The sequence below is a fragment of the Pandoraea sp. genome, from assembly GCF_004297875.1.
In the GTDB taxonomy this organism is placed as follows: domain Bacteria; phylum Pseudomonadota; class Gammaproteobacteria; order Burkholderiales; family Burkholderiaceae; genus Pandoraea.
In genome coordinates, this window is sequence record NZ_SCSK01000056.1 from 1 (window position 1) to 23258 (window position 23258).

The window sequence follows — 23258 nt, forward strand, 5'->3', positions numbered from 1 at the left end:
GCTGCGGCGCGGGCGCGAGGCGATCGCCAGGACCGGCCGCTCGGCGGTCATCAACATCTGGGTCGACCCAAGCGAGTACGCGCCCGGCACCAAGAATCAGACGATGTACAAATAAGAGCATGACCCGCATGCACCGTGCCGTGCATGCGGAGTCGGGAGCGACGAGAAAACAGCTGGTGAGGAGACAATTTATGGATATGAAGGCTCTTGAAGGCGTGCGCATTCTCGATATGACGCACGTGCAGGCTGGCCCTACCGCCACGCAGCTGCTGGCGTGGTTCGGGGCCGACGTGATCAAGGTGGAAATGCCTGGACGCGGCGACATCACGCGCGCCCAATTGCGCGACGTGCCGGATGCCGACAGCCTGTACTTCACGATGCTCAACTCCAACAAGCGCAGCCTCACGCTCAATATCAAGGCGCCCAGCGGCAAGGCGCTGCTCGAGGACCTGGTGCGCCAGTGCGATGTGATCGTCGAAAACTTCGGCCCGGGCGTGCTCGACCGCGCAGGCTTTACCTGGGAGCGCTTTCAGGAGTTGAATCCGCGCATCAGCTACGCCTCGATCAAGGGTTTCGGTCCCGGGCCATACGTCGACTGCAAGGCCTATGAAAATGTCGCGCAATGCATGGGCGGCTCAGCCAGTACGACCGGCTTCGAGGACGGACCGCCGGTCGTGACCGGCGCGCAAATCGGCGACTCCGGCACGGGCGTGCATTGCGTGGTCGGCATTCTGGCGGCGCTGTTGCAGCGTGAGAAGACCGGCCGCGGACAGCGCATCGAAGTGGCCATGCAGGATGCCGTGCTGAACTTGTGCCGCGTCAAGCTGCGCGACCAGCAGCGTGTGATGCGCGGACCGTTGCGCGAGTATCCGAACGAGAAGTTCGAGGACTACGTGCCGCGTGCCGGCAACGCCTCCGGTGGCGGTCAGCCGGGCGCGGCGCTGCGTTGCTCGCCGGGCGGCGCCAATGATTATGTCTACGTCATTATCCAGCCGCAAGGCTGGGAGCCGTTGATGAAGCTGTGCGGGCGCGAGGAATTGATCACGCATCCGGACTTTGCCATGCCGGAGGCACGCCTGAAACACCTGCCCGAGTGTTTCTCGATTATCGAGGCGTGGACTCGCACGCAAACCAAGTTCCAGGTCATGGACGCGCTCAATGCCGTGCACGTGCCATGCGGCCCGATTCTCTCCACGCAGGACTTGATCGAGGACAAGTCGATGTATGAGCGTGGCTATCTGGTCGAGCTGGATCATCCGGTGCGCGGCAAGTACGTTCAGCTGGGCTGTCCGATCAATCTGTCGGATTCGCCGGTCGAGGTACAGCGCTCGCCGTTATTGGGCGAGCACACCGAGGAGATTCTGGCCTGGCTTGGCAAGAGCGCCGCTGAAATCGACCGGTTGCGCGCCGAGGGCGCGATTTAGAGCATCTCGATAATTTTCGATTTGGATGCCGAATAAAATCAGGGAGACGTGCCGATGACAGACAACCCTCATCTCACAGACAGGGCGCCGGGCCGCTAGGCCGGTCGACCCGCTTCATATTCGCCACTCGCGCCGCCGCACATCCGGCGGCCGGGGGAGCTTTTATCCGACGCATGCCATGCAAAGTGAGAATTGACGATGACATCCTGGATACGCTATCGATCGGGCAACGCCAATATCGGCTTCGGCCGCCTGGAAAACGGCCACATTCACGTACACCGCGGCGATCTGTTCGAAGCGCCGCAACCGACCGGGGAGGTTCTGTCGGCGTCCGACGTGACGTGGCTCGCGCCTTGCCAGCCAAGCAAGATTGTCGCGCTGTGGAATAACTTCCATGCGCTGGCCGCCAGGCTGGAAAAAGCCGTGCCGTCGCATCCGCTGTTTCTTATCAAGCCGTCGACCTCGGTCTGCGGCACCGGCGAAGTGCTGCGACGCCCGCCCAGCTATGGCGGCAAGATCGTTTATGAGGGCGAGTTGGGCATCGTGATCGGCAAGCGCTGCAGCAATGTCGCGCCAGGCGATGCGGCCGATCACATTTTCGGCTACACCTGCGTGAACGACGTCACGGCGGCCGAACTGCTCAATGAAGATCCGAATTTCGCGCAATGGACGCGCGCCAAGGGGTTCGACACCTTCGGGGTCATCGGTCCGGCAATCGTCTCCGGCTTCGATTGGCGCGCCGCGCATGTGCGCACCACGCTCGATGGCGTCGAGCGGCAGCACTACCCATTGGCCGACATGGTATTCGCGCCCGAACAGATCGTCAGCCTGGTGTCGCGCGATCTCACCCTGCTGCCCGGCGACGTGATCGCTTGCGGCACGTCGCTGGGCGTGGGTTCGATCAAGGATGGGGCGAGCGTGACGGTGAGCATCGAGGGCATCGGCACGTTGTCCAACACGCTGGCCAAATAGCAAACGCACTTTTGGAAGAGGTGGCGGCCCCGTGGCCGAGATCGCCGCCAATGGCGGGGCAGCCAAAGACGAGGTAGTGACGATGGCAATGACAATAGCGGTACCGCGCGAAATCCATGCTGGCGAGCGGCGCGTGGCAGCGACGCCCGAGACGAGCGCGCAATTGATCAAACTGGGCTATGCAGTGAATGTGGAAGCCGGTGCGGGCGAGGCAGCGGCATTCTCCGACGACATGTATCGCGCGGCCGGCGCGAGCATCGTCAACGATGTGCGCACCTTGTGGGCCGACGCCGACATCGTGCTCAAGGTGCGCCCGCCCGAGATGCATACGCTGCTGGGCTGCAACGAGGCGCATCTGCTCAAGCCCGAGACGACCCTGATCGGCTTCATTTGGCCGGCACAGAACGCGGTGCTGCTCGAGAGCCTGGGGGCGCGCCGCGCCACGGTGCTGGCGATGGACTGCGTGCCGCGCATCTCGCGCGCGCAAAAACTCGACGCGCTCAGTTCGATGGCGAATATGGCCGGATACCGGGCGGTGGTCGAAGCCGCGCAGCATTTCGGTCGTCCATTTACCGGGCAAATCACTGCCGCCGGCAAGATCGCGCCAGCCAGAGTGCTGATCATCGGCGCGGGCGTCGCGGGTCTGGCGGCCATCGGCGCGGCACGCGGGTTGGGCGCTATCGTACGTGCCTTCGACACGCGACCGGCGGTTCGGCAGCAAGTCGAGAGTCTTGGCGCGGAGTTTCTCGAACTCGATTTTCACGAAGACGGCAGTGGCACTGGCGGCTACGCCAGGCAAATGAGCCCCGAGTTCATCGCTGCCGAAATGGCGTTGTTCGAGGCCCAGGCCAAGGACGTCGACATTATCATCACGACCGCTTTGATTCCCGGCAAGCCGGCGCCCAAGCTGATTTCCCAACACATGGCGGCCAGCATGCGTCCCGGCAGCGTGATTGTCGACATGGCCGCCGAGCAGGGGGGGAATTGCGAACTGACGCGCCCGGGCGAGGTAGTCGTGCGCAGTGGCGTGACCGTGGTCGGCTACACGGACCTGCCCAGCCGTCTGGCCACTCAGTCGAGTCAGCTCTATGGCACCAATCTCAGGCATTTACTGACCGATCTGACGCCGGAAAAGGATGGACAACTCGTCCTTGATCTGGATGACGAGGTGATCCGCGGCGCGACCGTGCTGCATCTCGGGAAGCTCACCTGGCCGCCGCCCGAGCCGAAGTCGATCCAGGTCGTGCCGCCGCAAGCCGTCGCGACGTCGGCCTCGCCGCAGCCGTCTCCCGCCGCGGCGCTGGCCAGGCGTGGCACGCCTTTGCTTTGGTTCACGGTCGGCGCGGCGCTCTTGCTGGGCTTGGGCACAGTGGCTCCGGCCGCCTTCATGGCTCATTTCACGGTATTCGTGCTGGCCATATTCATCGGCTATCAGGTCGTCTGGAACGTTACGCCGGCGCTGCATACGCCGCTCATGAGCGTGACCAACGCGATCAGCGGGATCATCGTCATCGGTGCGCTGCTGCAACTGGGCGCGGCGCTGCCGCTGGTCAAAGTGCTGGCCGGCGTCGCTGTGCTGATCGCAGCGATCAACATCGCCGGCGGTTTCCTGGTTACGCAACGCATGCTGAAGATGTTCCAGCGCGATTGAGCCGCTGGCGCAGGTGGTAGAGACGGTAAAATTTCACGGGAGACCCTTATGCCGAATGGCATTTTCAATATGGCCTACCTGGGCGCCGGCGTCCTGTTCATCCTGAGCCTGGGCGGTTTGAGCCAACCGGGCACGGCGCGGCGCGGCAACCTGTATGGCATGGTGGGCATGGGCGTGGCGGTGGCCGCCACGGTTTTGTTCACGCGCGGCGTGGGGCTGGTGGTGCTGGTACCGGCCATGCTGGTGGGCGCGCTCATCGGCGCTGTGCTGGCGCAGCGCGTGGCGATGACCGGCATGCCGCAACTGGTGGCCGTACTGCACAGTTTCGTCGGGTTGGCCGCGGTGTTGGTCGGATTTGCCAGCGCGGCCGAACCCGCGGCTGGCCTGGCCGGCGCCGAGCGGGTCATCCACGAGGCCGAAACCTATCTGGGCGTGTTCATCGGCGCGGTAACCTTCTCGGGTTCGCTGATCGCGTTCGGCAAACTGCAGGGCACCATCGGCGGCAAGCCGCTGCTCCTGCCCGGACGCCATGCGCTCAATCTGGCGGGGCTGGCGCTGTGCGCGTGGCTTGGTACGCTGTTTTTCGGTGTTGCCGGCACATCGGGTGCGCTGCTTGCCTTGCTCGCGATGAGTATCGTGGCACTGGTCATCGGCGCGCATCTCGTGATGGCCATCGGCGGAGCCGACATGCCGGTGGTGGTATCGATGCTCAACAGCTACTCCGGTTGGGCGGCGGCCGCGACGGGCTTCATGCTCGGCAACGACCTGCTGATCGTGACCGGCGCGCTGGTCGGCTCGTCCGGCGCCATTCTCAGCTACATCATGTGCCGTGCGATGAATCGCAAATTCCTCTCGGTCATCCTCGGCGGCTTTGGCGCATCCGCGGCGGCGGGGCAGGCCGGCGCCGGACCGGCGGGCGAAGTTATCGCCACCTCGGTCGAGGAGGTCGGCACATTGCTGCGCGATGCCGGCGAGGTCATCATCGTGCCGGGTTACGGCATGGCGGTGGCTCAGGCCCAGGCAACCATCAGCGAGATCACGCGGCGCCTGCGCGCGGCAGGCGTCAACGTGCGCTTTGGCATCCACCCGGTGGCCGGACGATTGCCCGGCCATATGAACGTACTGCTGGCCGAGGCCAAGGTGCCCTACGACATCGTGCTCGAGATGGATGAAATCAACCACGATTTCGCCAACACCGACGTCGTGCTGGTCATCGGCGCCAACGACATCGTCAATCCCGGCGCGCTGGAAGACCCGGCCAGTCCGATTGCCGGCATGCCTGTGCTCGAAGTGTGGAAGGCGCGCCACGTGGTGGTCTCCAAGCGCAGCATGGCAGCAGGCTACGCAGGCGTGGATAATCCGTTGTTCTACAAGGAAAATACCCGGATGTGGTTTGGCGACGCGAAGGGCAGTGTGGATGCCTTGCTCAAGCAGTTGACAATGTGATTGACCGGGCTGGCCGGGCGCCCGGCCCGGCTGCCTGCCGATGCGCTGCATCGGCTTTATTTATTGCAGTGACCCGCTGCATCCACTGGTCATTGCGTGCGATATCAAAGGAGGGCTGCTAGCCAACCAGCCCGCCGCATTTTTGTCATTTTTGTATGAGTTGAAATGGCCGGCCAGGATAGACAGGATGCCGTAGCGCGGCGCAACCAACTGACGGGGCCGGTTGCACAGGGCCCGGTTGTTGCGGCGCGGCGCGTTGTTTATCGCGCCGCGCAGATGGGAAAAGCGGTTAGCGCGCGTTCAGCTCCATGAAGCAACGGCAGTGCTCGTGCTTCTTGCTGTAGATCAGCTGGCTCAAAAAGTCGGCGTCGTAGGCGTTGAGCAAATGCGGCTGACAGGTCTCGAGGTAGCGGGCGATGCGGGTTTTCTCGCAATCCGTCTCGAGGCTGTTGAGCCAGTGCAGCGTTTCCATGTGCCAGCGAAAGCGTAGCCCCAATTCGCTGAAAACGGCGTTATATGCTCGCAAGTTTGCCTCATCGTCGTGATGGGACGCACTCGGGGCGCGTGCTGTCGGATGCAGTGAAGCAGTTGTGGCTGGCATGATCGGGTTCCTCCTGAGCGTCGTGTTATCCGATGAGTGTCAGGATAAGCGGAACAAATCATTTGTGATAGTTAAAGGTTTATTGGAAAACCATAAGTAATTATTTATATATAGGAAGGCCGGCCGAAACGCGCTTACGCCTCCCATGGCAAATGGGTGTACTTGGCAATCAAGCGCGCGCCATCTTCCATAAGGAAATTTTTGAAGGCCAGGGCGACCGGCGGGAGCCGTTTATTTTTGCGATGCACCACGAACCAATTGAGCATCACCGGAAACCCTTCGACGTCGAGCACGACGAGATTGCCAACCTGCAGTTCCAGCGCCACGGTGTGAATCGACAGAAAGCTGATACCCATACCGGCGATCACGGCCTGCTTGATCGTTTCGGTGCTGGAAATTTCCATTGCGATATTTGGGTTCGGTAGCCGCCCGGCGAACCCGTCCTGCATCGAGTTCCAGGTGTCGGAACCTTTCTCGCGCACGATGAACGGTTCGCGGGCCAATCGCGTGATGGGGATGTTTCGCTTGCGGGCGAGCGGATGGTTGGGCGGCGCGACAATCACATACGGATGCGGTGCAATCGATTCGTTGAGCGTATCCATGTCCAGCGGCGGACGCACCATGACAGCGAGATCGGTCAGATTGGCGGTCAACTGGTGAAGCAATTCCTCTCGGTTGTGAACCGCCAGATTGAGCACCACGCCGGCATGGCGGCGTGAAAACTCCGCCAGCAGGCGCGGAAAGAAATAGTCGCCGGCGCTGATGACCGAAACGTTGAGTTTGCCGCCGGAGATGCCCTTGAAGCGGGCCATGGCTTCCTCGGCCTCGCGAAACTGTCCGATGATCGAGCGCGCGTAATGGAGCATTTCGCTACCGGCCGGGGTCAGGTAGATTTTCTTGCCGAGCTGCTCGAAGAGGGCGAGTCCAGCGTGTTCCTCGAGTTGCTTGACCTGCGTTGACACGGCCGGCTGCGTAAGGTGGAGTTCTTCGGCGGCACGCGAAAAACTCAAATGACGGGCCACGGTCTCGAAGACTTTGAGCTGGCGCAGGGTCGCATTTTTCATGGGGGAAACCCGACATTCATAAGGTGGAAGTAATGGTGATGGTAAGAAAGTTTAATTTTTACTAATTGTGCTTTGAACTTAGCATCATGGCAAGGCAAGCGCCGTCTCAGGCCGCGTTTACCGGGCGAGGCTTCCGCCGGAAGTCATTCTTAGATTCAAAAACGTTTCAGAGAGTGAGGCAGTGGCGGTAACCCGTGCTGCCGTGGGCGACAGTGCCGTGCAAGCAGAGTGCGGGCGGCCCCACGCTCGCAACGCTTGCCGGCAGGCCTGCGGCAAGCTTGGCGACAACGATAAACGGAGACAAGCATGGCGAATCAACTGGAAAGCGCTGAACCGGGTAAGGGTTCGGGGTACGCAAACCGCTGGTTTCAACTCACCGTCGCAGTGTTGTGCATGGCACTGGTGGCGAATCTGCAATACTCCTGGACCTTGTTCGTCGAACCGATGAACAGCAAGCATCAGTGGGGTATTGCAGCGATCCAGGTGGCGTTTTCGATTTTTGTGCTCACCGAGACTTGGCTCGTGCCGATCGAAGGTTGGCTGGTCGACCGCTTCGGGCCGCGCCCGGTGGTTGCCTTTGGTGCGCTGTGCGTGGGACTGTCGTGGGTTCTCTATGGCCAGGCCGAGAGCCTGTCGATGCTTTATGTAGGCGCGGTACTGGCCGGTTTGGGCGCCGGTTGCGTCTACGGCACTTGCGTTGGTATCGCCCTGAAGTGGTTTCCGGACCGGCGCGGTCTGGCGGCCGGCATTACGGCCGCGGGCTTCGGCGCTGGCGCGGCTCTCACGGTGATCCCGATTGCGCGGATGATTCACCGCTCCGGCTATGAGCATACGTTCCTGTTCTTCGGCATCTTCCAGGGCGTATGCATTCTGCTGCTGTCGACGCTATTGATCCGGCCCCGCACACCGAAGAATTTTGTGGCGTCCAAGGCGAACCTGGCAAGCAAGGTGGATTACCTGCCGGGTCAGATGGTCAAGACGCCGGTGTTTTGGGTAATCTATGCGTGCTTCGTCGCGGTCGCGGCCGGTGGTCTGATGGCTACCGCGCAGATCGGCCCGATCGCCAAGGACTTCGGTCTGGCGAAGTTGCCGGTTTCGGTGTTGGGCATGACGCTGCCTTTGCTGACCCTGACGCTGTCGATCGACAACCTGTGCAACGGGTTCACTCGGCCCCTGTGCGGCTATCTGTCGGACAAGATCGGCCGGGAAAACACGATGTTCATCGTGTTCACCGGCGAGGGTCTTGCGATGCTCGGCTTGATGACGTTTGGCCACAACCCGGCGGCTTTCATTTTCTTCGCGGCGCTGACGTTCCTGTGCTGGGGTGAAATTTTCTCGATCTTCCCGGCCGTGTGCGCCGATACCTTCGGTTCGAAATATGCAGCGGCCAACGCCGGCACGCTGTACACCGCCAAGGGCACGGCGTCGCTGCTGGTGCCGCTGGCCTCCGTGCTGGCCGCCGGCGGCCGCTGGGACCGCGTGTTCCTGTTTGCCGCGACCATCAGCATCGTGGCCGCGGTCTGCGCCAAATTCATTCTCTCGCCGATGCGCCGCCGCTGGATGAGCGGCGTGGCCGCGACTGCCGCGAACCCGGTCGGCGGCGTGCCGGCCGGTGCGCGCTTCACGCAACTGCCGGAGCAAACCGGCGAGTAGCGTGCAGGCAGTCTCGTCGCGATAGCGAACCCGGCCCGAAGGCTGTCCAACGACGGCATCGGGCCGCTGGTGGCTCTACACCGTGGTTGCTATTCGCTTCCGTTGGCTCCTTGCTCAGGTGCGGACTGATTCGATGAATATCTCACTGCATCAACTCAGGGTGTTTACCGCCGTCGCGCAGCAACGCAGCTTTACCCGTGTCGGCGATTTGTTTGGTTTGACTCAATCGGCCATCAGCCGTGCGGTGCGCGAACTCGAGCACGAAATCGACTTGAAGCTGTTCGATCGGACGACACGGCAGGTACGTCTGACCGAGGCAGGTGAAAATCTGGCCGGACGTATCGGTCATTTGATCGAAGAAATCGATGAAGTGCTGCACAACAGCCATGGCACGCGCGAGCAACTGCGTGGGGTAGTGCGGGTGGCCGGCGCGCCGCTGTTGTCGTCGAGCCTGATTCCGGAGTGCATGGCGAACTGTCACGCATTGTTTCCGGAATTGTCGGTAGTCTTGTATGACAAGGCGCAACAGGCGGTGCTGCAATGTGTCACACACGGCTCGGCCGATTTCGGCGTCATCGCAGATCCAGCTGATGGCAGCTTCGATGCATCGACCGAGTTCGATTGCGAGACCTTGTTGGTAGAGCCTTTATGCGTGGTGTTACCTGCCGGGCATCCACTGGCTGCTCACGCGGTCGTGCCGTGGCAGGCGTTGCGGGGCGCGGTGCTGAGTCTGCCCGACACCGATTGCGGCGCTCAGCCCGTGGTACAGCGCGCGCTTGCCGCGCATGGCCTGCAATACCGCGCGGATCAGGGCTTCAGCCATCCCGCGGCGATTCTGAAGATGGTGTCGCTGGGCCTGGGGCTTGGCGTGTTGCCGGCGGCCGCGGTCTCGACCGTCGACACGCCCCAATTGGCGGTGCGCCCGTTATCGCCCACGGCGAGCTGCCGGACCTTGCTGGTTCGCCGCAAGGGGCGCTCGCTGCGCCCCGGCGCAGCGACGCTCTGGAATCAGCTCACGGCCTGCGTCGGCCGGCGGGTGCTGGACGACGCGGCGGCCTGATGTGTCGCTGGCGGAGCGACGCGTGATGCGCCGACCTACCGCAGTCCCAGCTTGCGCACGCGCAGCAGCGCGACGATACTCGCCAGCGACGCAGCCATCAAATAGAAGCTCGGCGCCAGCTTGTCGCCGCTGGCGCTGATCAGCCAGGTGATGATGAACGGCGCGAAGCCGCCGAAGATGGTCACGGCGATGTTATAGGCAAGCGACATGCCGGTGGTGCGAGTCTGCGTCGGAAACAGGTCGCTGAGCAGGGCGGGCAGCGCGCCGAAGTAGGCCGACATCAGGACGCCGATGAAGATTTGCACGCCGATCATGACGCCGAAGCTCGGGTGCGTGGCCAGCAGCCGATAGATCGGGTAGGCGAGCACCAGAAACAGCACTGCGGCAACGAGCATGATGCCGGTGCGGCCATGTTTGTCGGACCACATGCCGACCAGTGGCGAGCAGATCAGCTGCACTACGCCGGTGGCAATGATGGCGGTGAAGGCGACCGAGGCGGGCATGCCGAGCTGCTTGATCGCATAGGTGGGCATATATAGCACCGAGTAGGTCGAGACGGTGGCCAGCACGACCGCGCCGATGGCCAGCAGAAGACGTTCCTTCTGGCTCGCGAAAGTGTCGGCCAACGGTGTCTGGGTGGGCTCGGCGGCGAGAAATTCGGGCGTCTCGTCGATCTTGGTACGAATGTAGTAGGCTACCGGCCCGATCAGCAGGCCAAAGAAAAACGGGACGCGCCAGCCCCAGCTTTGCATCTGCTCGTGACTGAGCGAGTGCGTCAGGATGGCGCCGAACGCCGCAGCCAGCAGTGTGGTGATCCCCTGGCTGGCGACCTGCCAACTGGCGAAAAAGCCGCGCCGTGCCGGCGCGTGCTCGGCCAGGAAAGCGGTCGCGCTGCCGAATTCGCCGCCCGCCGAGAATCCCTGGATCATGCGCGCGAGCACGATGCCGGCGGGCGCCAGCACGCCGATCGAAGCGTGCGTGGGCATGATCGCGATCAGCAGCGTGCCGCTCATCATCAGCACGATGGACAAGGTGAGCGCGGCCTTGCGCCCGGCGCGGTCGGCGTAGACGCCCAGCACGATGGCGCCCAGCGGGCGCATGAAAAACGAGACGCCGAAGGTGCCCAGCGTGAGCAGTAGCGATACTGTGTCGCTGCCGGACGGAAAAAACAGTTTCGAGATAGTGACGGCAAAAAAGCCGTAGACGACCAGATCGAACCACTCGAGGGCATTGCCGATCGAGGCCGATACGATGACACGCCAGGCGTGCGGTGGCGTCGTGCTTTTGACAAGCGCAGGGGTTGCGGCGGGGGTCATGCTGTCTCCTGTGGATTGCGTGGTTTGTGCTTTGCTTTGTTATTGCCCATCAAACCAGGGTTGCTCTGCGGTTGACAGACTGCTGCGCGGGGCGCCCGGCGATGCCAGGCGCCGAAATCATGGAGGTGCCGCAGGGGGATGCGGTTGCTTGCCAGCCGGGCGAATCACGCCTTGCCGGCTTCGGCCGCCAGACCGCAAAGCGCCTGGTGAATGGCCAGGCGGCTTTGCCCCAGCAGCAACCCCTTCCAGAGGTCATGCTCGCTGTGAAAGGTGTCGCGCGAGGTTTGGCGGATCTGTTGGGCCAGTGCAGGTGACGCGTCAGGATGCGCGCGCAGCCAGACGTCGCCGCGCAGTGCGTCGACCATCGGCTCGAACGGCACGGTGCCATACTCCAGCGCCATCGTGGCGATTCGGGCCTCGGGGCATGCCGCCGGCAGCAGCCCGCCGATCAGGCCGGTGATGTCGGCCGACGAGGCCGTGCCGGCGAAGGGCACGGTTACATCGCCGCCCCACCAGCGCTGCGCGCGCGCCACCGCGGTCATGTCGCGCCCACCGGTGTAAATCTTTTCGCCGTGCCCGCACGGGCCCAGGCCCGTGTGATAGTCGATCCAACCGATATCGGGGAATTCAGCGGCGTGGGTGCTCAGCACGTGCTCGAGCGTGCGCAGCGACTGGCTGCGCGAGGTGCCGCCGTAGAAGATTCCGTCAGCGTGAGTGTATTGGCCACGCGAGACGGCATCGCGGTAACGGATCAACCCATGCTGGCTGATGTAGTCGGCGATCGCCCGTTGGTTTTGCCCGGTGGGCGGCCAGCTTGCCGGCACCAGCAGCGGATGCAGTTCGGCGTAATCGGGATTGTCGGGCAGTGCCGCATCGAACGGCTGTGCGTTGCGGTTCAGGTCGATATTGTCTTCATTGGTACGGCTTAGCCACGAAAAGCCGTAGGGGTTCAGGGCATGGACCAGCAACAAAGCGATTTTGGCGTCGGCCGCCCGTGCCAGCAATGCCTCGTCGCCGAGCAATTGGAGCTGGCAGCCCGATCCGCAGAAACCTTCCATGCCGTGTGTGGCCGAGGTCAGAATCAGCAGCCCGCGCGCGCCTGACGGGCGAATCAGTGCAATGTCGGTGGCGAGTTCTTCACCCGTGGCGCCGCGCACTTCGAGCGGGAACGATTCGATGTGAGCCGCGCGAGCCCGTGCGGCCTCGAGAAAACGTTGGCGCGCCTGCGCATAGTCGCGGGAAAAGTAGCGTTCAGCCAACTGGGAAAATGCCATGGTCATGCGGGGAGCCTCCGGCAATGAGCGAGTGTCGTTGGTCGAGGGCGCATGCGGCGCGGCGTCTGCGGTTCGCCATCGGTCCGCCGCCGTTGGCCGGCGACACAATGGTTTTAATGGTATAAAAATCGCTTAATCAGGAAAAGACAATATTTTTACGCCAACGATCAGTTTTTGTTGTCGTGTGGCGGGGGGATCCGATGAAACCGCAGCAGCTCCGCACTTTCGTGGCGGTTGCCGAGCACCGCAGCATTCGCGCTGCAGCACGCGCCCTGCATGTGTCGCAGCCGGCCGTCACGCGTATCGTGCGCGAACTCGAGCAGGATCTGGGCGTCGCGCTGGTCACGCGCAGCGTGGCTGGCGTGGCGTTGACCGACGCCGGCCTGGCTTTTCACGCACGGGCCAGCCTGTTGCTCGAGGAGATGCGACGGGCCCGCGAGGAGTTGCTGTTCATGAAAGAGGGCGGCCACGCGCACGTGGCGGCGGCGATGACCTCGACGGTCGGTATGACGCTTTTGCCGGCGGCACTCGAATTGTTCATGCAGCGCATGCCGCAGGCGCGGGTGACCATCAGCGAGGATTCTTCTCCCGTGGTAGCGTTGCAAAAGCTGCAGAATGGCGCGTTCGATTTCGTGATCGCCAACACGTTGCCGGAGAATCTGTCCGCCGAGTTCAGCCAGCAGCCGCTGTTTCTGATGGATTGGATCGTCGGCGCACGCGCCGCTCATCCGATGAGCGGCGCCAGTTCCCTGCGCGAGTTGCAGGACGCGCTATGGATCGTGCCGTCACGGACGCTGGCGTTTTTTCATGATCTCTTCACGATGCAGCAGTTGGATCCGCCGACCCGCATTCTCGAGTGCGAGTCATTCGCGATTGCCACCCACCTGCTGGGCCGCATGGATATGCTGGGGCTGTTTTCCGCGGCGCTGTTCGACCAGGAGCTGGTCTCGCGCGGCGCGCGTGCACTGTGCCTGCGGGAAGCTTTTCCGCCGGCGGAAGTGAGTATCGTGACGCTGCGCCGTAGCCGCCTGACGCCGGCTGCCCAGGGACTGATCGAATGCCTGCAGGCGTTGCCGCTGCCGGCTGGCATGCATCGCGTGCGTGCCTGATGCAATACTGCGTTGCCGGTCAGGGCGTCGCGGCCGGCCGCATTATTCCGGGGTGATTTTCAGAGAGAATCTTTCCTGTGCTTCGGCGATGACTTTGCCGACCCGGGCCTGGCACTCGATCGGTCCGAAAAAAAGCAGCACTTCCCAATTGCCTGCGGACGGCGCCTTGCCCGGTTTGGGGCGGATGTCTTCGATATGGCAGCGGCAGGATGGCGCGCAACGTTCATGCAGCAATGCGTTGACTGATTCGATCAGCTCGGTCGTTGATTTTGCGCTGCGCTCCATGAAGTCTTCCCTGGCTCGATGTCGAGGATGGGGTGCCACGCTTTTTTCAACTGTAGATGATTTCTCGACCGTGCCGAGGTAAAGCGTGGCAAAGCAGCGCAAATATTTGGCAAGTTTTGTAAATCCGCAACAATTCCGGTGGGCTTGCGCGCCGGGATTTTACTTGGAAAGACATCGAATTTTCGCAGTAATAAAAAAAGATACGACGCCAATAGGCTACTTTAAGTATCGAATCAAATGATCGGATGTTGTCTTCTCAAGCCGCTTGCGGATGACTACGATAGATCGGGTCGCAAATCGAGCGACCCGCATTAGGACTGAGGAGACGAACGTGAGACGCCAGCGCAAAGCCAAAATCGTTGCCACCCTGGGACCGGCCAGCGGCGACCTGCCGAAGATCCGGGCCTTGTTCGATGCCGGCGTGGATGTGTTCCGTCTGAATTTCAGCCATGGCACGCACGATGATCATCGCCAGCGGCTGGAGGCCGTGCGCCAGATCGAGCGCGACACCGGCCGGCCGATTTCGATTCTGGCCGATATGCAGGGGCCGAAGCTGCGTATCGGCACATTTGCCGCCGGGCGCGTGGCGGTCAAGACCGGCGAGCGCTTTGTGCTCGATGCCGACGCCACGCCGGGGGACGCCAGCCGGGTGTATTTGCCGCATCCCGAATTGTTCGGCGTCGCCGCGCCCGGCCAGTCACTGCTGATCGATGACGGCAAGGTGCAATTGCTGGTCGAATCGGTGAGCGCCGAGCGCATCGTCACGAAGGTCATGAATAACGGCACGCTGTCGGACCGCAAAGGCGTCAACGTACCCGATGCGGTGGTCCCGATTGCTGCGCTCACCGCCAAGGACCGTGTCGACCTGGACTTCGCGCTGTCGCTCGGGGTCGACTGGATCGGCCTGTCGTTCGTGCAGCGCGAGGCCGACGTGCTGGAAGCGCGCGCCTTGGTCGGCACGCGCGCCGGCTTGCTGACCAAGATCGAAAAACCGCTGGCAATGAAGGAGTTGCCTGCCATCGTGCAGGCCAGCGATGCGGTGATGGTCGCGCGCGGCGATCTCGGGGTGGAACTGCCGCCCGAGCGCGTACCGGGCGCGCAGAAGCGGATCCTGCGCGTGTGTCGCCAGTATGGCAAACCGGTGGTGGTCGCCACGCAAATGCTCGAATCGATGATCGAGTCGCCGGTGCCTACGCGCGCCGAGGCGTCCGACGTCGCCACGGCGATTTACGACGGCGCCGATGCGGTGATGCTGTCGGCGGAATCGGCCAATGGCAAGTATCCGGTCGAGGCGGTGTCGATGATGAATCGCATCATTGCCGAAGTGGAGCGCGATCCGCTCTACCGCAATATGCTCGACGCGCAGCACGAAAACCCGCTGTCGACCCGCCAGGATGCCATTTGCGCGGCGCTGCGCGAAGTCTCGTCGATTATCGGCGCGGTCGCCAGCGTGACATATACGTCGTCGGGAGCCACCGCGCTGCGCGCGGCGCGTGAGCGGCCCAGCACGCCGATCGTCAGCGTGACTCCCAATCTGGAAGTCGCGCGCCGCCAGTCGCTGACCTGGGGCGTGCACTCGACGGTCGGTCCGGACGTGCAAAGCGTCGATGAAATGGTCGAGGCGGCTTGCCGGGTTTGCCTGACCGAGGGGTTTGCGGCGGAGGGCGACCAGATTGCCATCGTCGCCGGCATGCCGTTCGGCCAGGGCGGTACGACGAACCTGCTGCGCGTGGCCGAGGTCAGCGCGGTTTCTGGCAGCACGGCGCTAAGCGGCGATACGCGCGGCGCGAGTGCAACGTCGTCCGAGTATGCCGCCGCGTGGTAGGGGGCGGCAGGCCTGACCGCCGATGAGCGGGCAGGGGCATTGCAGGTGCGGTAAAGCAGTCAGGCAGGTGTGAGGCAGACAAGCGAGAAGAAGCGAAGCGCGCGGCGGGGGCAACCCCGTCGCGCGTTTTTCATGACGAGCCGGTGCGGCCATCGGCAAATACCCTGATTTTGACTTTGCTTCGAGGTCCTATAGTAGAACAACTGATAGCGCGGGATGCGTAACGACAAAGGGGTAAAGAACTCGATATAGGGCGTCGCGGCTACGCGATGCCGGCGAAGCACCCAAGCACGCGATCAGTCGCGGGTGCGCCGGTGGCGATGGACCCCATAGCGTCTGACGTCCCGGTGGCTTCTCGTCGCACCAGTGATGGCTCCCCGGGGGAAGGGTATGCGGGTACGCGTCCGCCTGCTTTCATTATTGCCTGTCTGGATCGTGCTGACGTGTGCCCTGGCCGCGTCGGTCGCGACATATTTGCTCAGCGACCGCTTGGTCGAGCGAACCATGATGTTCAAATTCGCCGACCATGCCGGTAATGTCCGGGCCCTGGTCGCCACGCGTATGCATTCGTATACCGACGTGCTGGTCTCGTTGCAGGCTTTCGTCAGGACCAATGAACCCGTTTCGCGCCAGGCGTTTCAATCCTTCTATGACGGCTTGAATCTGTCCGCGCGCTATCCCGGCTTCCAATTCGTCAGTTTTGCGCGTTACGTCCCCGCAGCCCAACTGAGCGCCTTCGTGGCGCGCCAGCGTGGCGATCCCGTCTTGCGCGGGGCACGTATCCCGTTCTCGGTGAGGCCGCGGGGAGTTCGTCGGGCCTACTACGTCATTACCGACATCGCCCCGATGAGCGCGCACATGGCGTCGCTGGGGGTCGACATCGGGGCGGACCCGACGCGCCTGCTAGCGCTTGAACAGGCGCGTGACAGTGGCGTGCTGTTTTGCAGCGGCTCGTTGAGCACGCCCACCGAAGCGGGCATCGCGTTGAACCTGCCGGTCTATCGCAAGGCAATGCCGGTCGATACGGTGGCCGAGCGACGCCTGGCCTACTTCGGCTCGGTCGGCGCCGTGGTGCGTGTGAAGGATCTGATGCGCGGCATATTGGACGATATGCAGTTGCGCAAATTGCACTTCAGAATTTACGATGCAGGCCCCTATCAGGAGGGCCTGCGGCAGCGCGGAGTCGAGCGGCTGTTGTTCGACAGCTGGAGTCTGCTGCCGGCCGACGCACGCCTTGCGACTGACGGACATTGGCTCAGGCAGCGCATGCCGCTGACCTTCGGCGGGCGCCTGTGGATTATCGACTTCTCCGCCCAGGCCCGAGCCCTGGAGGGATCGGATCGCTATATACCGGCGACGGTGCTCGGCGGCGGCATGTTGATCAGCGCGCTGCTGGCGGTCTTGACGTATGTGCTGAGTCATTCGCGGGAGCGTGCCGTGGCTCTGGCCGGACAAATGACCCGCAACCTGCGCAAGAGCGAACTGGCGCTGGCCGAGGCGCAGCGCGTCGCCCACCTGGGGAGTTGGCGCTACGATGTCAGCGATGGATCTTTTCAGTACTCCGACGAGATGGGCCGGTTATTGGGGAGGAAGTCTGGAGCGGGCGCCGGTGTGGGCACGCTCGACGATTTGCTGAACGCGATTGCCCCGGAGCACCGCACATTGCTGCGCGCGCGCATCGATGCGGCACTGCATGACCGTCAGGGGTTCGAGTTGGCATGCCGCTATGGGGTGGCGACCGGCAGGGCGGGGTGGTTGTCTCTGATCGGCCGCCCGCCGACGGCCAGTGCTCCGCTCGTGCTGCACGGCACGGCGATGGAAGTCACCCAGCGAAAGCAGGCCGAGCAGGGTTATCAGCTCGAGCATGCGATTGCACTCAAGCTGGGCACGGCCGGCGTCGATGACGACATCGTCACGCCCGTGCTGGAGGCCATCTGTGCCGGCATGCGCTGGGACGCGGCAGCTTTCCGGCCGACCCACGCCGGGAGAACTCAGGGTCTGCTGGACGGGCGTTTCACGGCGATGCCGCAACTGGCGCAATGGCTCGGCCGGAATCCGCCGGTGTCCGACGCCGCCGCACATGCGCCGCTGCCAGGCCCCCTGTGGTTCAATCGCCGGGCCGATCTTGCGCAGTTGCCGCATGCTCAGTGGCTCGCGCAGGCGGAGGTCGCGACGATGTTGTCGATTCCGCTGCGACTCGAATCGACGTTGCTGGGCATGGTGGAGTTTTACTCTCGCCAGCGCTTGCGTACTGATCGGGCTGCCCTGAATATGGCCGGCTCGATGATCAATCAAGTGGAGCAGTACATGCGGCGGCGGCGGGCCGAGCAGGACTTGCGCTATGTCGCGACGCACGATGTCCTGACTGGGCTGCCGAACCGGCTGCTTTTCAATGACACGCTGCAGGCGGTGCTGGCAGAAGCCGAGCGCGACTCGCAGCCGTTTCACCTGATGTTCGTGGATATCGATCAGTTCAAGCAGATCAACGACACGCTGGGCCACGATGCCGGCGACGCGCTGCTCAAGTCATGCGCCGAACGGCTGCGCGGCGAGTTGGCGCATGCCCGCATGCTGGCCCGCCTGGGCGGCGACGAGTTCATCGTCGTGCTGGCTGAACAGCCGGGCGCACCCAGCCTTCTGGACACGCTCAGAGCGGTGCAAGCCGTGTTCGCGGCGCCGGTGATGATCGACGGCGTGGAGATGAAGGTGACGGTGAGCATTGGCGTGAGTACCTATCCACAGCACGGTACCAATGCCTCGACCCTGCTCAAGCATGCCGATATTGCAATGTATCGCGCCAAGGAGCGCGGCAGGAATAATTACCAGTTCTACGCGCAGCCGATGGGGGCGTCGATAGAGAAGGCGGTAAGCCTTGAGTCTCATTTATGGCACGCGCTGGCGAACCAGGAACTGGAGCTGCATTACCAGCCGCGCCTGTCACTGCGTAGTGGGGAGATCAGCGGTGTGCAAGCGCTGCTGCGCTGGCATCATCCGGCGCACGGCATGCTGTTGCCGCGGCAGTTTGTCCCCATTGCCGAGAAGTCGGGATTGATCGTGCCGATCGGCGCCTGGGTGTTGCGTGAAGCGTGTCGGCAAAATGCGGCATGGCGCAAGCAGGGTTTGCCGGAGTTGCGGGTGGCGGTCAATTTGTCGGCGCGGCAATTTAGCGATAACGATCTGGCGCAAGATGTGGCGCTCGCGCTGGATGAGGCGGGCCTGCCCCCGACGGCATTGGGACTGGAGCTGACCGAGACGCTGATGATGCAGCAACCCGGGCAGGTCAGCCAGGTGTTGTCTGAGCTCAAGGCGAAGGGAGTGGCGATTTCGGTCGACGATTTTGGCACCGGCTATTCGTCGCTTGGCTACCTGAAGCGCCTCCCGATCGATGCGGTCAAGATCGATAGCGCGTTTATCAAAAATATTCCAAGAAACCAAAACGATATGCAGATAACCGCGTCGGTGATCACGCTGGCGCACGGTTTGCACCTGAGCGTCGTTGCCGAGGGCGTGGAAAGCGAGGCGCAAGTGGCGTTTCTGCGCGCCCACGATTGTGACGAAATCCAGGGGGTTTACTTCAGCAAGCCATTGCCAGCCGGCGCGATGACGCGATTTTTGGTGTGCCGGGAGAATGCTACCCCAGGCTTGTCGTCGGGGTGATTTACCCGCGTGCGGTGGCGTGCCACCGCCGGCCGGGGGTGGGCCCGGCCGGCGACCCTCCAAATCGGACCGGCAGGTTATTCGGCGGCGATGACTTGCGCGGCCGCGTTGACGACGGCGGCGATGCGGCCAACGTCGCGCAACTGCTGCACGCTCATGCCGGCTTTGCGCAGGCCGTCGTAGTGTGCATGCACGCAATGCGGGCACTTGCCGACGATCGAAGCTGCCAGCGCATACATTTCGAAGCGGCGCGCGTCGAGCCCGCCGTGGTTGGCGTAGGCGTTCATGCGCAGACCAGCGGGCTGGGTCTTCAGTTCGTCGTCACCCGCCATGTCGAGGTACGGATACCAGACGTTATTCATGCCCATCAGCGCCGATGCGCTCAACACGCCCTGGATCTCTTCGGGCGGCAGGATGCCTGCGCCGCGAATCGTGTCGATCAGGAATTTGCTTTTGGCGGCAAACGCGGCAGCCAAGGCAACTCCTAGCGCATCGTTGCCCTCGAGCGACGAACGGGCGATTGTGCCATCCAGATTCAGGCGAATGTCTTTGGCGTAATCGGGGATTTTTTCTTTAATCGCACTCAGGAATTCCATTGATTTCTCCTATCGTGATTGGCTGAAAAAGCCCGCTTGCGCGGGCCGTCGGGCCGCCAGGCGGAAACCGGGCTCGGCCCGGTCCGCCCGTTGCGGCCCCGCAGATGCGATTACAGCGTTTGGCCGCCGACCGAGCGGTTGCACGGGCACAGTTCATCCGTTTGCAGACCGTCGAGAATACGCAGCACTTCCTGCGGGCTGCGGCCCACGTTGAGGTTGTTGACCGATACGTGCTGAATGACGTTGTCCGGATCGACGATGAAGGTCGCGCGCAGGGCAACGCCGGCTTGCTTGTCGCGCACGCCGAGCTGGTCGATCAGTTCGCCACGTACGTCGCCGAACGCATAGTGGTTCAGTTTGTCGAGGTCCTTGTGCTCGCGACGCCATGCTAGCTTGACGAACTCGTTGTCGACGCTGCCGCCCATCAGAACGGCGTCGCGCTCGGCGAATTGGCCGGCCAGCTTGCCGAATTCGACGATTTCAGTCGGGCACACGAAGGTGAAGTCCTTCGGGTAGAAATAGATGACTTTCCATTTGCCCGGGAAGGAAGCTTCGGTAATTTCCTCAAACGCCGATTGGCCGTTTTCTTCAGGATGGTTGAAGCCAGGCTTGGCGGCGGTGACGCTGAATGCTTCGAGTTTATCGCCCACGGTTTTCATCAATAAGCTCCTTGATTACGGGGTTAAGAAAAGAGATTGCCGTGCTGGAAATCGGAAAGATTTCAAATCTAGCGGCTGCAAATCACAGGTTTGTGACTACGGGAATGATTCTACACTATTAGCATTTTTATTTAATACATTTTATCTATTCTCGGCATAGATTCTGCATATCCGGGCGATAGGAATGTGGCTGTCAGGCGCTGGCCGGGAACGACAGGCTGACCTCCAGGCCTCCGCCGGGTTTGACGTTGCGCACGGCAACCTGGCCTTTGTAGCGGCTCGCAATGCGCTGCACGATGGCCATGCCCAGCCCGGTGCCGTCGGCCTGAGTGCGTGCCGTGTTGACGCGATAGAACGGGCGCAGGACAAGTGCCAGCTGATCGTCCGGAATGCCCTGCCCGCGATCGCGCACGATCAGTTCCATACGTTCGCCGATTGCGCGAGTGACAATGGTCACGTCGGTGCGTCCGGTGCTCGGTGTTTTACCGTATTTGCGCGCGTTTTCCAGCAGGTTGTCGAGCATGCGCGCCAGATCGGTGCGCTCGCCGGCAATCACGGCGTGCGGGGCCAGTTCGAGCGTGATGCTCATTTCGTCGCGGCCAACGAAACGCTGAGCCTGCTCCCGGGCGATCTCCGATAAATCGACGGGCTGCGTGGTGCGCACAGTCGTGCGCGCATAGTCGAGAAAACGTCCGATGATGTCGTCCATCTGCTCGATGTCGCTGATCATGTCGCGCTTGGTGTCTTCGCTCGACGGGCTCATCTCGGTCTCGAGCCGCAAACGCGCCAGCGGCGTTCGCAAGTCGTGGGAAATGCCTGCGAGCATGAGCGTTCGATCGGCCTCGAGTCGCTCCAGCTCCTGCACCATCAGATTGAAACTGCGATTGGCCTCGGCCGCTTCCCCGATGCCGCGTTCGGGCAATGGGTCGGGACGCGAGCCGGCGCCGACGGCGCGGGCGGCGTGCGCAAGGCGAGCGAATGGCCGATTCACCAGGGCGGTGATGAAGGCCGCGCCGATCAGTGACAGCGCCAGGGCGAAGGTCCCCCAGCTGAAAAGCTGCAGACCGGTGGCGGTGTCGATGCGATCCTGTTCGATGGCAACCCAGTAGTCATCCTCATCGATTTTGAAGCTGATCCAGAGCGCCGGAATGCCGTTGACGCTGGTCGCGACCACTGTGTCTGGCCCGAGACGGCGGGCCACTTCGCGCGAGATCTGCGGCAGCAGAGGCACCAGGTTGGGCTCGCGCGCGACCTTGTCGCTCGGTTCGCGAGGATAAACGCGAATGCCTTCGTTGTTCTCGAGGTCCTGCAGCAGCGCGCGCCGCAGGTCTGGCTCGGAATAGAGCAGGGAGGTTCGCGTCAATTTGACGATACTGACCAGTTGCTGGGCAACGCGCTGCGCGCGCGGCTCGCGTTCGATAACGCGAAAGCTCTGGTACCAGGCCGCGAGGCTGACACCGATCAGCAGCGCGATCAGGAAGAAGGTGCGCCAGAACAACCCACCAAACAACCAGCGGAACAGGCGTATCGGATGCATGCGGTAAGACTACCAGAGGGCGGAAGCCGCCGGCCGTTCAGACTCCGCCGTCGGGGATGAAAACATAACCCAGACCCCACACGGTCTGGATGTAGCGGGGGCTGCTGGGATCGGGCTCGATCAGCTTGCGCAGTCGGGAGATCTGCACGTCGAGGCTGCGATCGAATACTTCGTACTCTCTACCGCGCGCGAGTTCCATTAATTTCTCGCGAGACAGCGGCTGACGCGGATGCCGGGCAAAAACTTTGAGCACCGAGAACTCGCCGGTGGTCAGAGCAATCTCCTGGCCTTTCTTGGTCAGGGTGCGTGTGGCCAGATTCAGCGTGAAGTCGCCGAATTCGAACGACTCGGAGTTCTCGCTCGGCGCGCCGGGCAACTCGGCTGGCGCCTGACGACGCAGCACCGCGTGGATGCGCGCGACCAGTTCGCGCGGGTTGAACGGTTTGGGCAGATAGTCGTCAGCCCCCATCTCGAGGCCAACGATGCGGTCGACATCTTCGCCTTTGGCGGTTAACGTGATGATCGGCGTTCGGTCGTTGGCGCCTCGCAGGCGGCGGCAGATAGACAGACCGTCTTCGCCGGGCAGCATCAGGTCGAGTACCAGCAGATCGAATCGCTCGCGAACCCAGAGCTTGTTCATGGACGTGGCGTTATCGGCCACGAAGACGTTCAAGCCCTGCTCGCCAAGGTAACGGCGCAGCAGGTCGCGCAATCGCGGATCGTCGTCGACCACCAGAACTTTGGGAGGGTTTTTGTTTTCCATGGCCTGCATCTTAGCGCGAATTCCAATTAATGAGTGCTGTTGAGATGACTTGAAAACGGGATTACAAAGGGTTACACAATATATCCTATTGTCGGCGGGGGACAACGCTCGGAGCCCCTACACTTCACAGCGCAGGTTATCGCAAGGACGCGTAACTGGAAGAGGGATCGCTTAAGATGAGATTGGCTGTAGTGGATTCGCTGCTTGTCCTGACGATGGCAGTGTTTTTTCTGAACGTGGGCGCCGCGAGCCTGTCAGAATTTTAGTGTGTCGAGGACATGAGACGATAACGGAAACAACGTCCTATGACCGAAGCAACTGTGACCAAGAAGATCAAGAACCCGAAGGCGCCGAAGCTGTTCCCCG

The 23258-nt window shown here is 62.5% G+C and carries 18 protein-coding genes; 9 read left to right on the top strand and 9 right to left on the bottom strand.

Annotated elements, in window-relative coordinates:
- Positions 1–191: 191 nt before the first annotated feature.
- The 4 genes from frc to EPN80_RS16905 all read left to right on the top strand — a co-directional run bounded on the left by frc (position 192) and on the right by EPN80_RS16905 (position 5493).
- Positions 192–1424, top strand: coding sequence for a formyl-CoA transferase (gene frc, locus EPN80_RS16890; protein WP_293029915.1), 1233 nt, complete (start codon positions 192–194; stop codon positions 1422–1424).
- 198 nt (positions 1425–1622) lie between these two features.
- Complete coding sequence (locus EPN80_RS16895) at positions 1623–2396, top strand: fumarylacetoacetate hydrolase family protein (RefSeq protein WP_293029918.1); 774 nt, start codon at positions 1623–1625, stop codon at positions 2394–2396.
- A gap of 82 nt (positions 2397–2478) precedes the next feature.
- Positions 2479–4047, top strand: a complete 1569-nt coding sequence (locus EPN80_RS16900) for a Re/Si-specific NAD(P)(+) transhydrogenase subunit alpha (RefSeq protein WP_293029962.1) — start codon at positions 2479–2481, stop codon at positions 4045–4047.
- A 48-nt stretch (positions 4048–4095) separates the two neighbouring features.
- Positions 4096–5493, top strand: a complete 1398-nt coding sequence (locus tag EPN80_RS16905; protein WP_293029921.1) for an NAD(P)(+) transhydrogenase (Re/Si-specific) subunit beta — start codon at positions 4096–4098, stop codon at positions 5491–5493.
- Positions 5494–5782: 289 nt separating this feature from the next.
- Here EPN80_RS16905 and EPN80_RS16910 read toward each other — a convergent pair whose 3' ends face one another.
- Positions 5783–6094, bottom strand: a complete 312-nt coding sequence (locus EPN80_RS16910; protein WP_293029923.1) for a LysR family transcriptional regulator — start codon at positions 6092–6094, stop codon at positions 5783–5785.
- 134 nt (positions 6095–6228) lie between these two features.
- Entirely contained in the window at positions 6229–7158 is a 930-nt protein-coding gene (locus EPN80_RS16915) for a LysR family transcriptional regulator (RefSeq protein WP_293029925.1), read from the bottom strand.
- A gap of 306 nt (positions 7159–7464) precedes the next feature.
- Here EPN80_RS16915 and oxlT point away from each other — a divergent pair, with 306 nt between their 5' ends.
- Together oxlT and EPN80_RS16925 are read left to right on the top strand one after the other, a co-directional pair.
- Entirely contained in the window at positions 7465–8811 is a 1347-nt protein-coding gene (oxlT, locus tag EPN80_RS16920) for an oxalate/formate MFS antiporter (protein WP_293029928.1), read from the top strand.
- 133 nt (positions 8812–8944) lie between these two features.
- Positions 8945–9871, top strand: coding sequence for a LysR family transcriptional regulator (locus tag EPN80_RS16925; RefSeq protein ID WP_293029931.1), 927 nt, complete (start codon positions 8945–8947; stop codon positions 9869–9871).
- A gap of 35 nt (positions 9872–9906) precedes the next feature.
- On the opposite strand, the gene EPN80_RS16930 is transcribed toward EPN80_RS16925, so the two are convergent.
- Together EPN80_RS16930 and EPN80_RS16935 are read right to left on the bottom strand one after the other, a co-directional pair.
- On the bottom strand, positions 9907–11187 hold the full coding sequence (locus EPN80_RS16930) for an MFS transporter (protein WP_293029934.1): 1281 nt from the start codon (positions 11185–11187) through the stop codon (positions 9907–9909).
- Positions 11188–11351: 164 nt separating this feature from the next.
- Positions 11352–12467 carry a M14 family metallopeptidase gene (locus tag EPN80_RS16935; protein ID WP_293029937.1) on the bottom strand — a complete coding sequence of 372 codons (1116 nt, stop codon included), beginning with the start codon at positions 12465–12467 and terminating at the stop codon, positions 11352–11354.
- Between the two features lie 194 nt (positions 12468–12661).
- On the opposite strand from EPN80_RS16935, the gene EPN80_RS16940 reads away from it, so the two are divergent.
- On the top strand, positions 12662–13570 hold the full coding sequence (locus EPN80_RS16940) for a LysR substrate-binding domain-containing protein (protein WP_293029940.1): 909 nt from the start codon (positions 12662–12664) through the stop codon (positions 13568–13570).
- Between the two features lie 42 nt (positions 13571–13612).
- Here the strand turns inward: EPN80_RS16940 and EPN80_RS16945 are convergent, their stop codons facing one another.
- A complete protein-coding gene (locus tag EPN80_RS16945) occupies positions 13613–13957 on the bottom strand; it encodes a hypothetical protein (RefSeq protein WP_293029943.1) in 345 nt (114 codons plus the stop codon).
- Positions 13958–14186: 229 nt separating this feature from the next.
- Here EPN80_RS16945 and pyk point away from each other — a divergent pair, with 229 nt between their 5' ends.
- On the top strand, positions 14187–15680 hold the full coding sequence (gene pyk, locus EPN80_RS16950; RefSeq protein WP_293029946.1) for a pyruvate kinase: 1494 nt from the start codon (positions 14187–14189) through the stop codon (positions 15678–15680).
- Between the two features lie 504 nt (positions 15681–16184).
- A complete protein-coding gene (locus tag EPN80_RS16955) occupies positions 16185–19337 on the top strand; it encodes an EAL domain-containing protein (RefSeq protein WP_293029949.1) in 3153 nt (1050 codons plus the stop codon).
- Positions 19338–19414: 77 nt separating this feature from the next.
- On the opposite strand, the gene EPN80_RS16960 is transcribed toward EPN80_RS16955, so the two are convergent.
- The 4 genes from EPN80_RS16960 to ompR form a co-directional block, all read right to left on the bottom strand.
- Positions 19415–19933, bottom strand: coding sequence for a carboxymuconolactone decarboxylase family protein (locus EPN80_RS16960; RefSeq protein WP_293029952.1), 519 nt, complete (start codon positions 19931–19933; stop codon positions 19415–19417).
- 110 nt (positions 19934–20043) lie between these two features.
- The gene (locus EPN80_RS16965) at positions 20044–20592 is read right to left on the bottom strand and encodes a peroxiredoxin (protein ID WP_047213647.1); all 549 of its coding nucleotides are present in this window, start codon (positions 20590–20592) and stop codon (positions 20044–20046) included.
- A gap of 193 nt (positions 20593–20785) precedes the next feature.
- Entirely contained in the window at positions 20786–22129 is a 1344-nt protein-coding gene (locus tag EPN80_RS16970; protein ID WP_293029956.1) for an ATP-binding protein, read from the bottom strand.
- A 37-nt stretch (positions 22130–22166) separates the two neighbouring features.
- A complete protein-coding gene (gene ompR, locus EPN80_RS16975) occupies positions 22167–22892 on the bottom strand; it encodes a two-component system response regulator OmpR (RefSeq protein WP_293029959.1) in 726 nt (241 codons plus the stop codon).
- Positions 22893–23258 lie beyond the last annotated feature (366 nt).